Source organism: Modestobacter italicus (genome assembly GCF_019799965.1).
Classification (GTDB): Bacteria; Actinomycetota; Actinomycetes; order Mycobacteriales; family Geodermatophilaceae; genus Modestobacter; species Modestobacter italicus_A.
The window spans coordinates 1-17,288 of record NZ_JABGCJ010000011.1 but is presented as its reverse complement, the minus strand read 5'-3'; the positions used below and the strand labels follow the sequence as shown (position 1 = coordinate 17,288).

At 74.5% G+C, this 17,288-nt stretch carries 18 protein-coding genes and 1 pseudogene; 9 read left to right on the top strand and 10 right to left on the bottom strand.

Features of this window, described 5'->3' with window-relative positions; translation table 11 throughout:
• The first annotated feature begins 1 nt into the window (after nt 1).
• Both HLA93_RS19635 and HLA93_RS19630 read left to right on the top strand, forming a co-directional pair.
• Nucleotides 2-145, top strand: a complete 144-nt coding sequence (locus HLA93_RS19635) for a hypothetical protein (protein WP_222196135.1) — start codon at nt 2-4, stop codon at nt 143-145.
• Nucleotides 142-555, top strand: coding sequence for a hypothetical protein (locus tag HLA93_RS19630; protein ID WP_222196134.1), 414 nt, complete (start codon nt 142-144; stop codon nt 553-555). Before HLA93_RS19635 ends, HLA93_RS19630 begins: the two co-directional genes overlap by 4 nt.
• A gap of 43 nt (nt 556-598) precedes the next feature.
• Here HLA93_RS19630 and HLA93_RS22150 read toward each other — a convergent pair whose 3' ends face one another.
• Nucleotides 599-1,099: an AraC family transcriptional regulator gene (locus tag HLA93_RS22150; protein WP_308128252.1), complete on the bottom strand. Its 501-nt coding sequence runs from the start codon at nt 1,097-1,099 to the stop codon at nt 599-601.
• 77 nt (nt 1,100-1,176) lie between these two features.
• Nucleotides 1,177-1,386, bottom strand: a pseudogene (locus HLA93_RS22145) (AraC family ligand binding domain-containing protein); the annotation flags it as partial.
• A 62-nt stretch (nt 1,387-1,448) separates the two neighbouring features.
• On the opposite strand from HLA93_RS22145, the gene HLA93_RS19615 reads away from it, so the two are divergent.
• Nucleotides 1,449-1,892 (top strand): DUF2000 domain-containing protein, encoded by a 444-nt coding sequence (locus HLA93_RS19615; protein ID WP_222196131.1) that lies wholly within the window; start codon nt 1,449-1,451, stop codon nt 1,890-1,892.
• Nucleotides 1,893-1,917: 25 nt separating this feature from the next.
• Here the strand turns inward: HLA93_RS19615 and HLA93_RS19610 are convergent, their stop codons facing one another.
• The 3 genes from HLA93_RS19610 to HLA93_RS19600 are packed head-to-tail and all read right to left on the bottom strand — an operon-like array spanning nt 1,918 to nt 7,432.
• Nucleotides 1,918-2,325, bottom strand: a complete 408-nt coding sequence (locus HLA93_RS19610; RefSeq protein ID WP_222196130.1) for a Rieske (2Fe-2S) protein — start codon at nt 2,323-2,325, stop codon at nt 1,918-1,920.
• A complete protein-coding gene (nirB, locus tag HLA93_RS19605) occupies nt 2,322-4,829 on the bottom strand; it encodes a nitrite reductase large subunit NirB (RefSeq protein WP_308128251.1) in 2,508 nt (835 codons plus the stop codon). The genes HLA93_RS19610 and nirB overlap by 4 nt, the downstream gene beginning before the upstream one ends.
• Nucleotides 4,830-4,858: 29 nt before the next feature.
• Nucleotides 4,859-7,432, bottom strand: coding sequence for a molybdopterin oxidoreductase family protein (locus tag HLA93_RS19600; protein WP_308128250.1), 2,574 nt, complete (start codon nt 7,430-7,432; stop codon nt 4,859-4,861).
• A 326-nt stretch (nt 7,433-7,758) separates the two neighbouring features.
• Between HLA93_RS19600 and HLA93_RS19595 the strand changes: the two genes are divergently transcribed.
• Entirely contained in the window at nt 7,759-7,908 is a 150-nt protein-coding gene (locus HLA93_RS19595) for a hypothetical protein (RefSeq protein WP_222196129.1), read from the top strand.
• 4 nt (nt 7,909-7,912) lie between these two features.
• Here the strand turns inward: HLA93_RS19595 and HLA93_RS19590 are convergent, their stop codons facing one another.
• Nucleotides 7,913-8,329, bottom strand: coding sequence for a hypothetical protein (locus HLA93_RS19590; protein WP_222196128.1), 417 nt, complete (start codon nt 8,327-8,329; stop codon nt 7,913-7,915).
• A complete protein-coding gene (gene arfB / locus HLA93_RS19585; protein WP_222196127.1) occupies nt 8,320-8,757 on the bottom strand; it encodes an alternative ribosome rescue aminoacyl-tRNA hydrolase ArfB in 438 nt (145 codons plus the stop codon). Before arfB ends, HLA93_RS19590 begins: the two co-directional genes overlap by 10 nt.
• A 71-nt stretch (nt 8,758-8,828) precedes the next feature.
• Here arfB and HLA93_RS19580 point away from each other — a divergent pair, with 71 nt between their 5' ends.
• From HLA93_RS19580 to mmuM, 3 genes are all read left to right on the top strand, one after another.
• Nucleotides 8,829-9,452: a hypothetical protein gene (locus tag HLA93_RS19580; protein WP_222196126.1), complete on the top strand. Its 624-nt coding sequence runs from the start codon at nt 8,829-8,831 to the stop codon at nt 9,450-9,452.
• Between the two features lie 119 nt (nt 9,453-9,571).
• Nucleotides 9,572-10,366 carry a hypothetical protein gene (locus HLA93_RS19575; RefSeq protein ID WP_222196125.1) on the top strand — a complete coding sequence of 265 codons (795 nt, stop codon included), beginning with the start codon at nt 9,572-9,574 and terminating at the stop codon, nt 10,364-10,366.
• A gap of 19 nt (nt 10,367-10,385) precedes the next feature.
• Nucleotides 10,386-11,312, top strand: coding sequence for a homocysteine S-methyltransferase (gene mmuM, locus HLA93_RS19570; protein WP_222196124.1), 927 nt, complete (start codon nt 10,386-10,388; stop codon nt 11,310-11,312).
• Between the two features lie 118 nt (nt 11,313-11,430).
• On the opposite strand, the gene yidD is transcribed toward mmuM, so the two are convergent.
• The 3 genes from yidD to HLA93_RS19555 form a co-directional block, all read right to left on the bottom strand.
• Nucleotides 11,431-11,946 (bottom strand): membrane protein insertion efficiency factor YidD, encoded by a 516-nt coding sequence (gene yidD, locus HLA93_RS21260; protein ID WP_246627158.1) that lies wholly within the window; start codon nt 11,944-11,946, stop codon nt 11,431-11,433.
• Entirely contained in the window at nt 11,946-12,803 is an 858-nt protein-coding gene (locus HLA93_RS19560) for an SDR family oxidoreductase (RefSeq protein ID WP_222196123.1), read from the bottom strand. The genes yidD and HLA93_RS19560 overlap by 1 nt, the downstream gene beginning before the upstream one ends.
• Nucleotides 12,804-12,936: 133 nt before the next feature.
• Complete coding sequence (locus HLA93_RS19555) at nt 12,937-13,083, bottom strand: hypothetical protein (RefSeq protein WP_222196122.1); 147 nt, start codon at nt 13,081-13,083, stop codon at nt 12,937-12,939.
• Between the two features lie 167 nt (nt 13,084-13,250).
• Between HLA93_RS19555 and HLA93_RS19550 the strand changes: the two genes are divergently transcribed.
• Together HLA93_RS19550 and HLA93_RS19545 are read left to right on the top strand one after the other, a co-directional pair.
• Entirely contained in the window at nt 13,251-15,872 is a 2,622-nt protein-coding gene (locus HLA93_RS19550) for a DEAD/DEAH box helicase (protein WP_246627157.1), read from the top strand.
• Between the two features lie 523 nt (nt 15,873-16,395).
• On the top strand, nt 16,396-17,288 hold an 893-nt coding region (locus tag HLA93_RS19545), incomplete at its 3' end, for a DUF222 domain-containing protein (RefSeq protein WP_308128249.1).

The window sequence follows — 17,288 nt, the reverse complement described above, 5'->3', positions numbered from 1 at the left end:
GGTGGGGACGCCCGAACCCGCCTCGGTCATCGCCGCGCGGCAGCTGGCCGAGGAGGCCCGCGCCCGCGGATCGGCGCAACGGCGCCGCCGTCCTCCACCGCTGCGCCCGCTCGACCGGCTCCCCGCGACGGTCAGCGCGCCGTGAAGGGGCTGGCCTCCTTCGTCCTCGGTCTGGTGCTGGTCGTGCTCTTCGCGAGCCGGCTCGGCGCCGGGGCCGGTGTCTGCCCGGCGGTCGCCTGGTCCAACACCCTGACCATCGAGCTCCGCGCCGACTGGCCGCAGGCGCACGCGGTCCGGGTGGGCTGCCCGACCTCGTGCGGTCTGGTCCTCGGCACGCCGGACGACGAACCCGACACCCAGACCCGGCCACTGGCCCGCGGCTCCACGACCGTCTCGTTCGAGATGGGCGCGCCGGACTCGGTGACCGCCACGGTGCTCGCCGCCGACGGCGCGGTGCTGACCGTCGCCGAGCTGTACCTGGACTGGGTGCGGGTGGGTGGGTCGACCGAGTGCGGCGGCCCGGCCGAGGCGCGGGCGACCGTGCCGGCTCCCTGACCCACCGGGCGCCCCCGCCCACGACCCGCCGCTGCGGCGCACCTCAGCTGACCCGCTCCACCGCGGACCGCGCATAGGCCGCAGGCGTCGTCCCGATCATCCGGCGGACGTGCCGGGTCAGGTGCGCCTGGTCGTAGAAGCCGACCGCCGTCGCCACCTCCGCCGGCGGCGCGCCCGCGAGCAGCAGCCGGCGGGCCCGGTCGACCCGCCGGCCGGTCAGGTAGCGGTGCGGTGGCAGCCCGTGCCGGCGGGTGAACGCCCGCACCAGGTGGGTGGGGTGCACCCCGAACTCCACGGCCGCCGCCTCCAGGGACACCCCCTCGGTCAGCCGGGCATCGAGCAGCTCACGCAGCCGGTCGGCCAGCCGGTCGTCGCGGACGGCGGGAGCCGGCAGCACCGCGCGGTCCAGGTGCTGCCGGAGCCGATCGAGCACGAACGCCAGCCGGCTCTCCGCCTCCAGCCCCTCGGTGTGCGGCGCCAGCGCGGCGTGCAGCTGGGAGACCCGCGCCCGCAACACCGGGTCGGCGAACGCCGGGGAGTCCACGGCGGGCCCACCCGGTCGGCGCCCACCGTCTCCGGCTCCAGGTAGAGCACCCGCTTGCGGAAGCCGCCGGGCGACTGTGACCGCCCGTCGTGCGGCACCCCCGGCGGCAGCAGCGTCACCGCCGTCCGGCCGGCCCCGTGGGCGTGCCGGTCGAGGTCGTACCGCACCGCACCGTCGTCGACGAGCAGCAGCGCCCACGCGTCGTGGGTGTGCGCCGGGTAGACGTGGTCGGTGAAGTGCGCGTGGAAGACCTCGGTCAGCCCCGGGACCGCCGGCCGCCAGGCCACCACCTCGCTCACGTCAGGAACGTACAAGCCCAGGCCGGCGGCCCGGCGCGATGCTGCCCGGCATGGAGTCGCTGCCCACCGTGGAGGAGCCGGGCCCGCCGTGGCCCACGAAGATCGCCGTCCTGCTGCGGGAGGGCCTGCTGCCGTGGCAGGAGCTGAACGTGACCGCCTTCCTGTCCAGCGCGATCGCCGCTGCGGTGCCCGAGCTGATCGGCCGCCCGTACGAGGACGCCGACGGGACGGCCTACCTGGCGATGTTCCGCCAGCCCGTGCTGGTGCTCACCGGCCCCGCGCCGCTGCTGGCCGGCGCCCGGGACAAGGCGCTGGCCCGCGGCCTGCCGACGTCGGTGTTCACCGCCGACCTGTTCGCCACCGGCGGCGACGTGGAGAACCGGGCGGCGGTGCAGGCGGTGCGCGGGATCGACCTGGACCTGGTCGGGCTCGCCGTCCACGGCCCGAGGAACGGCGTCGCCAAGGTGCTCGGGGGTGCCCGCATGCACCCCTGACCCCCGCGATCGGGCCGGGCGCCCCTCACACGGTGACGACGAGCCGGCCGGCGTCCTCGTGCACGGGGTAGCGCCGCACCGGGGCGGCGCCGCTGGTGGAGACGCCGTCGGACCACCGGTAGGCGAACAGGTGCAGCGGGCAGACCAGCACGTCGGCGTCGGTCTGCCCGTCGGCCAGCGGGCCGCCGGCGTGCGGGCAGGCGGCCTGGGTGGCGTGCAGGGAACCGTCGCGCAGCCGGAAGACCGCGACCTGCACCCCGCCGGCGACGAACGCCCGCCCCTCCCCCGGCGGCACGTCGTCGACCCGGCCGACCACGTGCGGCACGCCCGGCCCCGGAGCAGCGGGGCCGTCGCTGACCCCGGTCGCCGGCGTCCCGGCGCGGGCCGGCGCCGTGGTGGGTGCCTCAGGGGCGTCGGAGTGGGCGAGGCTCATCGGACCGGCACCTTCGGCAGGTCGACCAGCGGCAGCGCGGTGCGGAACTGGCCGGGGGTGGCCGGTTGCGCGCCGTCCTGGCCCCACGGGTCGGTGTAGGCGTCGATCGAGCGCTGGATGCCGGCGTCCAGGTCGGCGAGCACCTCGGGGCTGCCCTCCAGCACCACCGCCTTGACCTGCGCCAGCCCGACCCGCGGCACGAAGTCGTAGGTGCGCTCCAGCCAGTTGGCGTTCTCCCGGTAGTACTGCAGGAACCGGCCGGTCAGCTGCATGACCGCGGCGGGTGAGTCGACGGTGGCCAGCAGGTCGCCCTTGCGCACGCTGGCCCCGGCCGCGCCGCCGACGTACACCTCCCACCGGCCGTTGCCGACCGCGACGACGCCGACGTCCTTGACGTAGGCCTCGGCGCAGTTCCGCGGGCACCCGACGACGGCCATCTTGATCTTGGCCGGGCTCTCGATGCCCTGGAACCGGGTCTCCAGGTCGATGCCCAGCTGGGTGGAGTCGCCGAGCCCGAACCGGCAGAAGTCGGTGCCCACGCAGGTCTTCACCGTGCGCATGCTCTTGCCGTAGGCGTAACCCGAGGGCATGCCCAGGTCGGCCCACATGCCCGGGAGGTCCTCCTTGCGGACCCCGAGCAGGTCGATCCGCTGCCCGCCGGTCACCTTGACCATCGGCACCTCGTACTTCTCCGCCACGTCGGCGATCCGGCGCAGCTGGGCCGGGGTGGTCACCCCGCCCTTCATCTGCGGGACGACGGAGAACGTGCCGTCCCGCTGGATGTTGGCGTGCACCCGGTCGTTGATGAACTTGGCGTCGTTCTCCTGCTCGTACTCGGCACCCCAGACGGTGCGCAGCAGCGAGGTGAGGCCCATCTTCGACTTCGCGTCCTCCGCTCCGCCCGGTCCGAGGGCGGCGAAGACCGCCGAGACGCTGCGGAGCTGCTGCTCGCGGATCGCGGCGATCAGCGCCGGCTTGGCCAGCGGGACCCCGGGCACGTACCAGGAGGCCGACGGGTCCTCGGTGACGTCACCGTCGGCGGCCCACTCCACGACCTGCTTGACCAGGGCCTTGCACGAGCCGCAGCCCTTGCCGGCGCGGGTGGCGTCCATGACCGCGCCGACGCTGCCGCACCCGCCGGCCACCGCGTCGCAGATGCCCTGCTTGGTGACGCCGTTGCAGTTGCAGACCTGCGAGTCACCGGGCAGCTCGGCGACGCCCACCTCCTCGGCGCCGTCGGAGAGGTCCACCAGCAGCCGGATCCGCTCGGCCGGCAGCGGCGTGCCCCGGTCGAACGCCTGGGTCAGGAACGCCACCTTGCGGGTGTCGCCCAGCAGGGTCGCGCCGACCAGCTTGTCGTCCCGGACGACGACCGACAGGTGCACCCCACGGCGCGGCTCGGAGATCACCAGGAACTCGTCGGTGTCCCGCTCGGGCCGGTTGACGCCCATGGTGGCCACGTCCACGCCGGCGACCTTGAGCTTCGTCGCCGTTCTGGAGCCGTGGTACTCGGCGTCGGGGTCGGTACCGGTGAGCAGGTCGGCGAGCACCCGGGCCTGCTCCCAGACCGGGGCTACCAGCCCGTAGAGCTCGCCGCGGTGCTGCGCGCACTCCCCCACCGCGTACACGTCGGGGTCGTCGGTGCGCAGCTGGTCGTCCACGACGACGCCGCGCTCCACCTCCAGGCCGCTGAGCAGCGCGACCTCGGTGACCGGCCGGATGCCGGCGGCGATCACCAGCAGGTCGGCGTCCAGCACCCGGCCGTCGGCCAGGACGACGCCGCGCACCCGGTCCGGGCCGACCACCTCGGTCGTGCGGGTGGCCAGGTGGACGACGATGCCGAGGGACTCGACCGACTGCTTGAGGATGGCCCCGCCGTCGGGGTCCAGCTGCTGGTTCATCAGGTGGGTGCCGGCGTGCACGACCTCCACGTGCAGCCCGTGGCCCTGCAGCGCGCGGGCCGCCTCCAGGCCCAGCAGCCCTCCGCCGATCACGACCACCCGCTCGTGCTCGGCCGCGGCGGCCAGCATCGCCCGGGTGTCGTCGATGGTGCGGAACCCGAAGACACCGGGGAGCAGCTCGTCGTCGCCGCTGTACAGCCCGGTCATCGGCGGGATGAACGACCGGCTGCCGGTGGCCAGCACCAGCTGGTCGTAGGGGGTCGTCGTCCCGTCCGCGGCGTGCACGACCTTGGCGTGGGTGTCGATCCGCATCACCCGGACGCCCGCTCGCAGCGTGACGCCGTGGTCGGCGTACCAGTCGTGGCTGTTGAGCACGATGTCGTCCTCGTGCTCCTCGCCGGCGAGCACGTGGCTGAGCATGATCCGGTTGTAGTTGCCGTGCGGCTCCTCGCCGAAGACGGTGATCGCGAACTGCTCGCCGCCGCCGCGCTCGAGCACCTCCTCGACCACCCGCGCCCCGGCCATGCCGTTGCCGACGACGACCAGCCGCTGCCGGGTGTCGACGCCGTCGGCGTCGTCCATGGCGAACTGCAGCGTGCTCACGCCTGCGGGGCGCCCACCGAGCACGGCGGTCACACCTCCACCAGGCCAAGGTCGAGCACCAGCTCGCCGGTCACGCCCAGCGGCGCGGCGGCGTGCAACTCGACGACGGAGCCGCCGTCGAGGTCCTCCACCACCCGCAGCGGCACGTGGCAGTCGCCCTTGGCGCCGATCGGGAACCAGCGCATCGGCTCGCCGTCGCGCACCAGCAGCACGTAGACCAGCTCGTCGGTGGAGTTGCCGCCACGGAAGTACAGCGCCTGCGCCGTCTTCCCCTCCGGGACCTGGTAGCGCAGCGCCGGGTCGAGCGGGCCGGGCTTGCCCAGCCCCTCGCCGGTGATCGGGTAGACGCCGTGCAGGAAGCGTGGGGTGCTCTTCACGCGGGTGGTCCTCCTCCGGGACGGGACGTGCGGGGTGTGGGCCGTCGGGGGCTCGTGCGGTCGGGGGCGTGGCTGGGTGGCCGGTTCCGGTGGCGGGATGCGCTCCTCGGGGCCGCCGACCCGGCGGACGGCGACCGCGCAGACCTTGAAGGCCGGCATCCGGCTGGTCGGGTCCAGCGCCGGGTCGGTGAGCGCGTTGGCGCTGGACCCGCCACCCCAGTGGAACGGCGCGAACACCACGTCGGGTGCGATCGCGTCGGTGACCAGCGCGTGGAAGCGGGCCCGGCCGCGGCGGGTGGCCAGCTCGACCACGTCGTCCGGTCCGACGCCCAGGCGGCGGGCCAGGTCGGGGTGCAGCTCGGCTCGCGGCGTGGGGGCGATCAGCTGCAGGCTGCGGGAGCGCCGGGTCTGGGTGCCCGACTGGTACTGGGCCAGCACCCGGCCGGTGGTCAGCACGTACGGGTAGTCGGCGTCCGGCTGCTCGTGCGCGGGCGCGTGCTCGACCCGGTGGAACCGGGCCCGCCCGTCAGGGGTGGCGAACCGCTCGGTGAACAACCGCGGCGTGCCCGGGTGGTCGGCGTGCGGGACCGGCCAGAACAGGCCCTGCTCGGCGTCGATCCGCCGGTAGGTGATGCCGGAGTAGTCGGCCGGCCCACCGGCGCTGGCCCGGCCGAGCTCGTCGAAGACCGTCTCGGCGTCCCCGCTGAAACCCGCGACGCCGAGCCGGGCGGCCAGCTCGGCGAGCAGCTGGAGGTCGTCGCGGACGCCGTCGGGTGGGTCCATCGCCTTGCGTCGGCGGAGCACCCGGCCCTCGAGGTTGGTCATCGTGCCCTCCTCCTCCGCCCACATGGCGCTGGGGAGCACGACGTCGGCCAGCTCGGCGGTCTCGGAGAGGAAGAAGTCGCTGACCGCCAGGAAGTCCAGGTCGCGCAGCCGGCTGATCACCCGGCGGGCGTCCGGTGCGGAGACCGCGATGTTGGAGGCCAGCACCAGCAGGGCGCGCACCCCACCGTCGGTGCCGAGGGCGTCCAGCAGCTCGAAGGCGCTGCGGCCGGGGCCGGGCAGGTCGTCGGGGTCGACTCCCCACACGGCGGCGACGTGCGCGCGGGCCGCCGGGTCGGTGATCTTCCGGTAGCCGGGCAGCTGGTCGGCCTTCTGCCCGTGCTCCCGGCCGCCCTGCCCGTTGCCCTGGCCGGTCAGGGTGGCCCAGCCGCTGCCCGGGCGGCCGGGCAGTCCGAGGGCCAGAGCGAGGTTGATCCAGGCCAGCGCGGTGTCGGTGCCGTTGCGGTGCTGCTCGGCGCCGCGCGCGGTCAGCACGATCGACCGCTGCCCCCGGGCGAGTGCGAAGACGATCCGGCGCTGCTGGGCGACCGGCACCCCGGTCAGCCGCTCCACCCGGTCGGGCCAGTAGCCGGCCACCCCTGCCCGGACGGCGGCGAAGCCGGTGGTGCGCGCGGCGACGTACTCCTCGTCCACCAGCCCCTCGGCCAGCGCGATGTGCAGCAGGCCGTTGGCCAGCGCCAGGTCCGAGCCCGGCAGCGGCTGCACGTGCAGGGTCGCGTGGCGCGCGGTGTTCGTGCGCCGTGGGTCGACCACGACGTGCTCGGCGCCGCGGGCACGGCCGGCGTCGAAGTACTGCATCGCCGGCGGCATGGTGTCGGCCGGGTTGCTGCCGACCAGCACCACGACGTCGGCCTCGCCCAGGTCGGACAGCGGGAAGGGCATCCCCCGGTCGAGGCCGAAGGCCTTCACCGCCGCACCGGCCGCCGAGGACATGCAGAACCGGCCGTTGTAGTCGATGGCGCTGGTGCGCAGCGCGACCCGGGCGAACTTGCCGAACTGGTAGGCCTGCTCGTTGGTCAGTCCACCACCGCCGAAGCAGCCGACCGCGTCGCGGCCGTGTCGCTCCTGGGTGCGGCGGAGCGCGCTGACCACCCGGTCGAGGGCGACGTCCCAGGTCGACTCCACCAGCGGGCTGCTGCGGTCGGCCGGGTCGGCCCGGACCAGTGGGCGGGTGAGCCGCTCGGGGTGGTCGAGCAGCTCGGGTGCCGACCAGCCCTTCGAGCACAGGCCGCCCCGGTTGGTCGGGAAGTCGGCCGGCACGAGCGTGGCCGGGCGGTCGCCGGCGGTCATGGTGACGCCGCACTGCAGCGAGCAGTACGGGCAGTGGGTGGCGGTGGTGCGCGTGCCGACGCCGGGGGTGGGCAACGAGACGGCGGCGGACACATCCCGAGGGTGCGGGGGCCCGGTTTCCCGGTGGGGGCGCCCGGGTCAAGGTCGCGTTCCGTCCGTCTCACACCCGGCGGGCGACGGCGGTGCGACCGGCCGCCGAGGGCGCCACCGCGCCGCGGCGAGCACATGGCGGCGCGGGTGGGGGTTCGTCGACGACGCTCGTGCTCTGCGCGCGCCCGCGACGCAGAGCACGAGCTCCCCGACCACGACGGCGGCGCGCGGCCCGTTCCCGTGTTGCTGCTGCCGATGCGCCGGCGGTCGGGCTGATGGCCGGCGGAGGGGGCTGGCGAGCCGGCGGCGGCTCGGCCAGGCTCGCGCCCATGGAACAGCAGACCGAGCAGCGACTGGTGCAGGTGGCGACCGACGAGATGCGGGTCCCGTTCTGGGTCGTGCTGGCCGGCGTGGGCGTGGGGTCGTTCTGGACGCTGATGGGCGTGCTGGTCGGGATCCGCGTGGCCCGCCGCCGCTGACGCCTCAGCCCGCGGGTGGGCCCGCGCGCCGCCACAGCCGTGGGGCGAGCGCGAGGAACACCAGCGCCGCTGCGGTGATCATCGCCTGCCCGACCCGGCCCACGGTGATCCCGCCGGTCGCGTCCAGCGCGTAGTTGGCCCAGCCGTTGGCAGCGGCGTCGGTGACGAACACCGCTCCGGTGAGCAGTACGCCGCAGCGCCGCCCGCGCCACAGCAGCAGCGCGGCCAACGGGTCGAGCACGGTGAGGCTGACGAAGTAGCCGGTCAGCCAGGCCGGCAGTCCCGGGTAGGGGTCCAGCCCACCGACGACCAGGTGGACGACGTGCACGGCGGTGCCGAGACCGAGCAGCAGCACGTACCCGCCGACGACGGCCCGCACCGACCGCGGCGCAGCTGCCCAGGCCGGTGCGCTCAGTCCCACCGGCCGCGCAGCCGCTTGGTGTCCCCGCGCTGCTTCTTCGCCTGGATCCGCCGCTCCTGCGAGCCGCGGGAGGGCTTGGTCTTGCGCCGGGACGGCGGTGGCGGGGCGATCGCGGCGCGCAGCACGGCGGCCAGCCGGGCCCGGGCGGCCTCCCGGTTGCGCAGCTGCTGGCGGTGCTCACTGGCGGCGATGGTCAGCACGCCGTCGACCAGCCGGTCGCCCAGCCGCTCGGTCAGCCGGCGACGCTGGGTCTCGGTGAGCCCGGGCAGCTGCAGCGGCGAGACCGCGAGCTCGACACGGGAGTCGGCGGTGTTGACCCCTTGCCCGCCGGGCCCCGAGGACCGGGAGAACCGCCACGACAGCGCCCCGGCCGGGACGACCAGGCGGTCACTCACCGGCAGGTCACCGAACGCGTCGTCCCCGGGCACCGGGACAGTCTCCCGGATCGCCCGGGCGTCGACGACCGACTTGCGCTCATCGCCGTGGCACGCTGCCCGCCATGACCGCTCCCGAGCCGAGATCGTCCGGTACCGGCTCCACCGGGCTGGCAGCCGTGGTGGTCCTGCTCACCGTGCTGGCGGTGGTGGTCGGCAGCCGGGAGTGGCCGGCGCCGCGGCGGATCACCTCGGGCTGGCAGGTCGCCGACGTCCCGCAGTCGCTGCTCGTCCTGCTGGTCGTCTCCGCGCTGGTGTGCCTGGCCGTCGCGGCGGTGCTGGCCCGCCCGCACCGGCTGGGTGCCGCCACCGCGTCGGCGTGGTGCGGGCTGGCCGTCGTCTCGGCGTTCGCGTTGGTGTGGAACGACCTCTACCTGGCCGCACTCGGCGACGAGGGCCCGATCATCCCGGTGTTCGCATGGGCGTTCACCTTTCTGCCCACGCTGCTGGTGGGGCTGGTCGCCCGCCGCGGGGGGCCGGTGGCGCACCGGCGGGCCACGCTGGGCCTGGCGGTGCTCGTGCTGCCGCTGTTCGCGCTGGGCCGGCCGCTGGCCGACAGCGACCACGACCTGGGCACGGTCGTCGACGGGCTCTACACCGCGGCCCTCTTCGGCGGGGTGCCGTTCCTGATCGCCTGGGCGGTCACCCGCGCACCGCGTACCCGCGGCGCTGCCCCGTCCCCCGCCTGAGCACCCGGCGCCCCCGGCCGGGTGAACCGACGGTCCCGCCGGTGACGCCCCGTCGCCCGGTGCGGTGAACGCGGCCCGCTCGCCTCGCCGAACCGGTCACTGCGTGTGACGCTCGGGGAGTGACACAGGACGCCTCCACCCGGCTGCACCTGGTGACCGACAACCACGTGGCGACCGTGCCCGAGCCTGGTCCGGCCGGCGCCGACCGGGTGGACGAGCGCCGCGCCGAGCACGTGCCGGCGGCCGGGTCGGTGATGGCCGACCTGATGCGCCGGGCCGAGGAGCTCGACGCCCGGGTGGCCGCGGAGACCGCCCCCCGCACGCCCCGGCTGGCCGGCATGGTCGCCGTCGGCGCCGGGCTCACCGTCCTGCTCGTGCTGCTGGCCCGCCAGCCGTGGCAGCTGCCGGGCCGGGACGCCGGCGGGGTCACCGACGTCCCGCAGTCGCTGGTCACCTTCCTGCTGATGTGCACGGCGCTCTGCGTCTGGGCCGCCGGGCGGGCGACCCGGCCCGCCCAGGTCCTCGGCACCGCGGGCGCCCGGCTGTGGTGGGCGCTGCTGGCCGGCGCGGCGCTGGTCACGGTGTCCGCCGACCTGTCGCTGGCCTCCTTCGCCGGTACTGGCCAGCGCCCCACCGACACGCTCCTCCGCTGCCTGGTGCCGGTCGTCCCGGCCGTGCTGGCCGGCGCGCTGGCGTCGCGGGCCGGACGGGCGGCCCGGGTCCGGCTGGCGCTGGGCACCGGCCTGGTCACCGTGCCGCTGGCCGCGGTCGGCTGGGCGCTGCTCTCCTCCTCCGCTCACGCGACGGCCGACCTCGCCGACGTGCTGGCCGTGACCGGCGTGGCGGCCGCTGCGCCGCTGGCCGTCGCGGTGGCGTTCGTGGCCGCCGACCGGCGGGCGCGGTCCGCCCGCTGACCCGGCGGACCATCGGGGGATGACCACCCTCGCCGCCGCGCTGGCCGACGGGCCCGTCGTCCTGGACGGCGGCCTGTCCACCGAGCTGGAGTCGCGCGGGCACGACGTGACCTCGGCGCTCTGGTCGGCGCGGCTGCTGCGCGACGACCCGGCGGCGGTCGTCGCCGCGCACGCCGCCTTCGCCACCGCCGGCGCCCAGGTGCTCACCACCGCCAGCTACCAGGCGACCTTCCCCTGCTTCGCCGCCGCCGGCATCGACGCCGCCGGGGCCCGGGCGCTGATGACCCGGTCGGTCCGGCTGGCCCGCGTCGGGCTGGCGCAGGCCGGTCGCGACGGCTGGGTCGCCGCCTCGGTCGGCCCGTACGGCGCGTTCCTGGCGGACGGGTCGGAGTACACCGGCGACTACCTGGACGACGTGACGGTCGCCGAGCTGCGGGCGTTCCACCGGCCGCGGCTGGCCGTGCTTGCCGAGGCCGGCGCCGACGTGCTGGCCTGCGAGACGCTGCCCGCGGCCGCGGAGATGGAGGCGCTGCTGGCCGAACTCGACGGGTTCGGCGTCCCCGCCTGGCTGTCGCTGACCGCGGTTCGCGGCGCGGACAACGTTCCGCGCACCCGGCGGGGCGAACGGCTGGACGACGTCTGCGCGATGGCCCGGGACGTCGACGCGGTGGTCGCCGTCGGCGTCAACTGCACCGACCCCGCCGGGGTTCCCGCGGCCGTGTCGGCTGCGGCGCAGGCGAGCGGGAAGCTGGCGGTGGCCTACCCGAACAGCGGTGAGCGCTGGGACGCCGCTGCCCGGAGGTGGACCGGGCAGCCGGGGGTCGGCGACGTCAGCGCGTGGCTGTCCGCCGGTGCCCGGCTGGTGGGTGGGTGCTGCCGGGTGCGCCCGTCCGACGTCGCCCGGGTCGCGGAGACGCTGACGGGGACCTGGCGGCGCCCGGGCTGACCGGCGACGCCAGGCCCGATGGAGGGCACCTCCCCCTGCGAGTGAGCAGTTCCGGTCGCCGGCAGGCGCCGACGCGCCGGCATCAGCGACCGGAACTGCCCGTTCGGCCGGGGACCCGTCAGTCGGGCACCGGGTCAGCGCCGCGTCGACCGCCGGGCCGGCACCGGACCAGCCGGCGCGCCGTGAGCCAGCTGCCCCGCAGCGCCCCGTGCCGCTCCAGCGCCTCGATCGCATAGGCCGAGCAGGTGGGCGTGAAGTGGCAGCACGGCTGCCGGCGGGGGCTGACCTCACGCTGGTACACGCGTACCGCGGCGATCAGCCGGTCGGCCAGTCGACCACCCCTGGCATCGGACCGCACCCGGCGCATGGTCGACGGCGCGACCAGGAACAGGTCCATGCCGCAGCCGATCGCCTGCGCCAGGCAGCACCCGGTGTTGAGGAAGAACAGGTTGCGCAGGCACGAGTCGCTGTCGCGCCGGCCGTACCCCCGGCCGTAGCCGGGCCCGTGGCCTCCGTAGCCGGGTGGCGGCCCGTAGCCACGCCCGTAGCCGGGGCCGAACCCGCGCCCGGGGCGACCCCAGCCACCCCGCCGCCGGCGCGGCCCGCCACCGCCCCAGCCCCAGACGAAGACCATCAGAGGATAGGGTTGCCGCCGGTCACGGCGATCCGCGCACCGGAGACGTAGCTGGCCTCGTCACTGGCCAGCAGCACGTAGACCGGGGCCAGCTCGGCCGGCTGCGCGGCCCGCCCCAGGGGCACCTCGGACCCGAAGCTGGCCACCTTCTCCGCGGGCATGGTGGCGGGGATGAGCGGGGTCCAGACCGGTCCCGGGGCCACGCTGTTGGCCCGGATGCCCTTGCTCCCGTACAGCTGCGCCAGGCTGGCGGTGAAGTTGGCGATGCCGGCCTTGGTCATCGCGTAGGGCGCGAGGTTCGGGCGAGGCATGTCGGAGTTCACCGACGAGGAGTTCACGATCGCCGACCCCGGCTGCATGTGCGGGATGGCGTCCTTGCAGAGGGTGAACATCGCGGTCAGGTTCAGCGCGACGGTGTGGTCCCACTCCTCGTCCGAGATCTCCTCGATCGTCTCGTGGGTCATCTGGAAGGCGGCGTTGTTGACCAGGATGTCGATCCCGCCCAGCTCCTCGAGCGCCTTGGGGATGATCGTCTTCTGGTGGGCCCGGTCGGAGAGGTCCCCGGGCACGAGCACGCACTTGCGGCCGGCGTCCTCGACGTACTTCGCCGTCTCCCGCGCGTCCTCGTGCTCGTCGAGGTAGGCGATCAGGACGTCGGCGCCCTCGCGGGCGAAGGCGATGGCGACGGCGCGGCCGATGCCGCTGTCGCCGCCGGTGATGACCGCGCGCTTCCCGGTCAGCTTTCCGGAGCCGCGGTAGCTCTCCTCGCCGTGGTCGGGCTTGGGGTCCATCTTCCCGAGCGTGCCGGGCGGGGTTTGCTGCTGCTCGGGCTGGGACTCGGGGCGGGGTGACGACACGGTGCTTCCTCCTGCGTGGTCCGGTCGCGACACCCTCAGCGCTCTGCTCGCGCGACCGGTGCTGTCCAGCACACCGGTCCGGTGCCGCGTCGCCCCCGCCTACCCGGGCGTCACGGCGCTGAACCCGAGCCGCTCAGGCAGCCCGGGAGGCCATGCCGGCACGGGCACCGGGCAGGCTCACCACCGAGGCGCCGGGGTTGTCCCAGCGCATCTCCATCCGACGCCGACCCGAACCGTCGACCACCGACACCCAGCGGCACTCAGGGCACTCTGTACGCATGTTCCATCCACCTCTCGTTCATCTTCCGTTCACCTAGTCTCCCCCAACGGTCCACTTCACACGTTCCTCAACACTCCGTGACCGGATCGTGACCTGGACGCGGCTCGCCCTTCGGTCCGGGCGTCGGCGCGGGAAGGTCTGCGGCGTCAGGCACGCTGTCGCTCACGATGACGCTCTCTCCTGCCGGCACCGACGCCACTCCGGCCGACTCCCCCGCCGCCGCGCTGCCCGCCCCCGGCGCCCGGTCGCTGATCGGCGACCCGGACGACCTGACCGAGCTGCAGTCGCTGGCCGGCGACCCCGACGCGCTGTTCACCCACTTCGCGGAGTGGGCGGGCGAGAGCGGGACGGTCCTCTACCCGGCGCAGGAGGAGGCGCTGATCGAGCTGGTCAGCGGCGCGAACGTCGTACTCGCCACCCCGACGGGCTCGGGCAAGTCACTCGTCGCCACCGGCGCGCAGTACGCGGCGCTGGCCAACGACCAGGTGAGCTTCTACACCGCCCCGATCAAGGCGCTGGTGAGCGAGAAGTTCTTCGCCCTGTGCGGGGTCTTCGGCGCCCAGAACGTCGGGATGCTCACCGGCGACGCGTCGGTCAACGCCGACGCCCCGATCATCGCCTGCACCGCCGAGGTGCTGGCCAACATCGCGCTCCGCGAGGGCCCGGACGCCGACATCGGCCTCGTCGTGATGGACGAGTTCCACTTCTACGGCGACCCCGACCGCGGCTGGGCCTGGCAGGTGCCGCTGATCGAGCTGCCGAAGGCGCAGTTCCTGCTCATGTCCGCGACCCTCGGCGACGTCACCGCGCTGCGGGAGGACCTCACCCGGCGCACCGGCCGCCCGACCGCGCTGGTCGCCAACGCCGAGCGGCCGGTGCCACTGCACCACTACTACGCGACCACCCCGATGCACGAGACGATCCAGGAGCTGCTGGACACCAAGCAGGCGCCGGTCTACGTCGTCCACTTCACCCAGGCCTCGGCGCTGGAGCGGGCCCAGGCCCTGATGAGCGTCAACGTCTCCACCAAGGAGGAGAAGCAGGCGATCGCCGACATGATCGGCGGCTTCCGCTTCTCCTCCGCCTTCGGGACGACGCTGTCCCGGCTGGTGCGGCACGGCATCGGCGTGCACCACGCCGGGATGCTGCCCAAGTACCGGCGGCTGGTCGAGCAGCTGGCCCAGGCCGGTCTGCTCAAGGTCATCTGCGGCACCGACACCCTGGGTGTGGGCATCAACGTGCCGATCCGCACGGTGGTGTTCTCCGCGCTGAGCAAGTACGACGGCACCCGGATGCGGCTGCTCAACGCCCGCGAGTTCCACCAGATCGCCGGCCGCGCCGGACGGGCGGGCTACGACACCGCCGGCACCGTCGTCGTCCAGGCGCCCGAGCACGAGGTGGAGAACCTCAAGCAGTTCGCCAAGGTCGCCGACGACCCGAAGAAGCGTCGCAAGCTGGTCCGCCGCAAGGTGCCCGAGGGCATGGTGCCGTGGAGCGAGTCGACCCAGCAGCGGCTGATCAACGCCGACCCCGAGCCGCTGACCAGCCACTTCCGCGTCTCGACCGGGATGGTGCTCAACGTGCTGGCCCGCCCTGGCGACCCGGTGGCGGCGATGCGGCACCTGCTGACCGACAACCACGAGCCCCGCCCCCGGCAGCTGCGGCACATCCGTGAGGTCATCGGGATCGCCCGGTCGCTGGTCACCGCCGGCGTCATCGAGCGGCTCGACGTCCCCGAGCCCGACGGCCGGCGCTACCGGCTGACCCTGGACCTGCCGCCGGACTTCCAGCTCAACCAGCCGCTGTCGACCTTCGCGCTCGCCGCCATCGACCTGCTGTCCCCCGGCCCGGACGCCGAGGGCAACGACACCTACGCACTCGACGTCGTCTCGGTGATCGAGGCGACCCTGGACGACCCGCGCCAGATCATCGCCGCACAGCTGAACAAGGCCAAGGGCGAGGCCGTGGCGCAGATGAAGGCCGAGGGGATCGAGTACGAGGAGCGGATGGAGCTGCTGGAGGAGATCACCTACCCCCAGCCGCTCAAGGAGCTGCTCGACCACGCGTTCGAGGTCTACTCCGCCGGCAACCCGTGGGCGCGCGACGCGCAGCTGTCCCCCAAGTCCGTCGTCCGGGACATGTGGGAGCAGGCGATGACCTTCCGCGAGCTGGTCAACCACTACGGGCTGACCCGCTCCGAGGGTGCGGTGCTGCGCTACCTGTCCGACGCGTTCAAGGCGCTGCGCTCCGGCGTGCCCACCGAGGCCCGCACCGAGGAGGTCACCGACATCGTCGAGTGGCTCGGCGAGCTCGTGCGCCAGGTCGACTCCTCGCTGCTGGACGAGTGGGAGCAGCTGACCAGCGCGGACCAGCCGCTGGACGCGCCCGTCTCGGTGCCCGCGCGACCGAGGCCGCTGACCGGCAATGAGCGGGCGTTCACCGCGATGATCCGCAACGCGCTGTTCCGCCGGGTCGAGCTCATCGCCCGGCGCCGCTGGTACGACCTCGGCGAGCTGGACTCCGCGGCAGGCTGGGACGCCGACCGCTGGGGCGAGGTCGTGCAGGCCTACTTCGCCGAGCACACCGAGCTGGGCACGGGCGCCGACGCCCGCGGCCCGGCGCTGCTCGTCGTGGACAAGACCGACCCGCGGCTGTGGCGGGTCCGGCAGATCCTGGACGACCCGGCCGGCGACCACGACTGGGGCTTCGACGCCGAGGTCGACCTGGACGCCTCCGACGAGGAGGGCGTGCTCGTCCTGCGCCTCGTCGACGCCGGCCGCCGCGACTGACGCGCCGCCGGCCTCGCTCCCTCGCACCACCCGGCGGGGCGCCGGTGAGGGAGGCCGGCGCACCGGACGGTGGTCTCGTCCGGTCTGCGGCGCTCCTCGCCAGCGGTCCGGGGCGAGACGTCGACGACGCCGGGTCCGCCTGAGGCGGGGCCCGGGCCGGATCCGGATCCGGAACCGGAACCGGAACCGGAACCGGAACCGGACGAGAATCCGCCCGAGACCACGAACCGGGACCGGAACCCAGCGAAGACTGAGCTGGGGCCTGGACCGGGGCGAAGTCAGGGCCCAGTCCACGGCCGAGTCAGGAACAGCGGAGCTCCGCGTACCGCGGGCAGACCGTCCGCACGGCGGCTGGCTCCTGCAGTCCGACTCTGCCCGAACCGCAGCGCCCCTCGGACGGGAGAACGGCTCGACTGTCGATGACCGCGCCGTCTCCGGGCAGGTCCGGAGGCTCTGGCGATGCTGAGCAGCAGCCGGGGCCGGCAGCCCAGAAACTGTCGTACCCCGTACGTATGTTCGATGCGTGACGACGACCGCGGTGCCACCAGGCCCCTTCGAGCCGGTCATCGACATCGTGTACCTGGGCCGCCCTCATGCCCTCACCCGTCTGGCTGCCGAACCCGCGTCGTGGTCGGACGAGCAGCTGGCCACCGACCTGGACCGCATGCAACGGCGGCGGGCCAGGCTCGCCGCCGAAGAAGCCGAACTGATCCTCGCGCTCGCCGGCCACCGGCCCGCCACCGACGATCCACCGGCCGACTCCCCCGGCGCCCGCCGACCGGGCTGGACCAGCCACACCGGTGACGGCGAGATCAGAGAGTTCTTCCTCGCCGAGCTCGCCACGGTGCTCAACCTCGGTCGAGGCACCGCCGCGCTGCGGCTGCGCCGGGCACTGACCTGGTCGACCAAGCTGCCGGCCACCTTCGCCGCCCTGAAGGCCGGCGACCTCGACGAGCGCCGCGGCCAGGCACTGGCCGACACCCTCACCCACACCAACCCCACCGTCGCCGGCCAGGTCGAGGCCGCGCTGCTGCCTGGAGCCCGCGATCTGTCGGTGTCCCGGCTGGAGAAGCGCGCCACCGCCCTGATGCTCGAACTCGATGCCGCCGCAGCCGACGAACGCCGAGCCGAAGCGGACAAGACCGCCGACGTACGCGTCCACCCCTCACCGGTCGACGGGCGCTCGACCCTGGCCGCGGACCTGCCCACCGACGAAGCCGCCGAGTGCCACGACCTGCTCGACCAACTCGCCCGCATGCTCAAAGCCGACGGCGACCCACGGCCCATCGGCGCACTACGCGCGCACGTGCTGTCCGTGCTGATCCGCCGCCCTGCCGACTCCGGCCTGCCGGCGGTGGCCGCGAACCTGACCATCACCGCCGACCTCACCGCCCTCGAAGGCGCCAGCAGCACCAC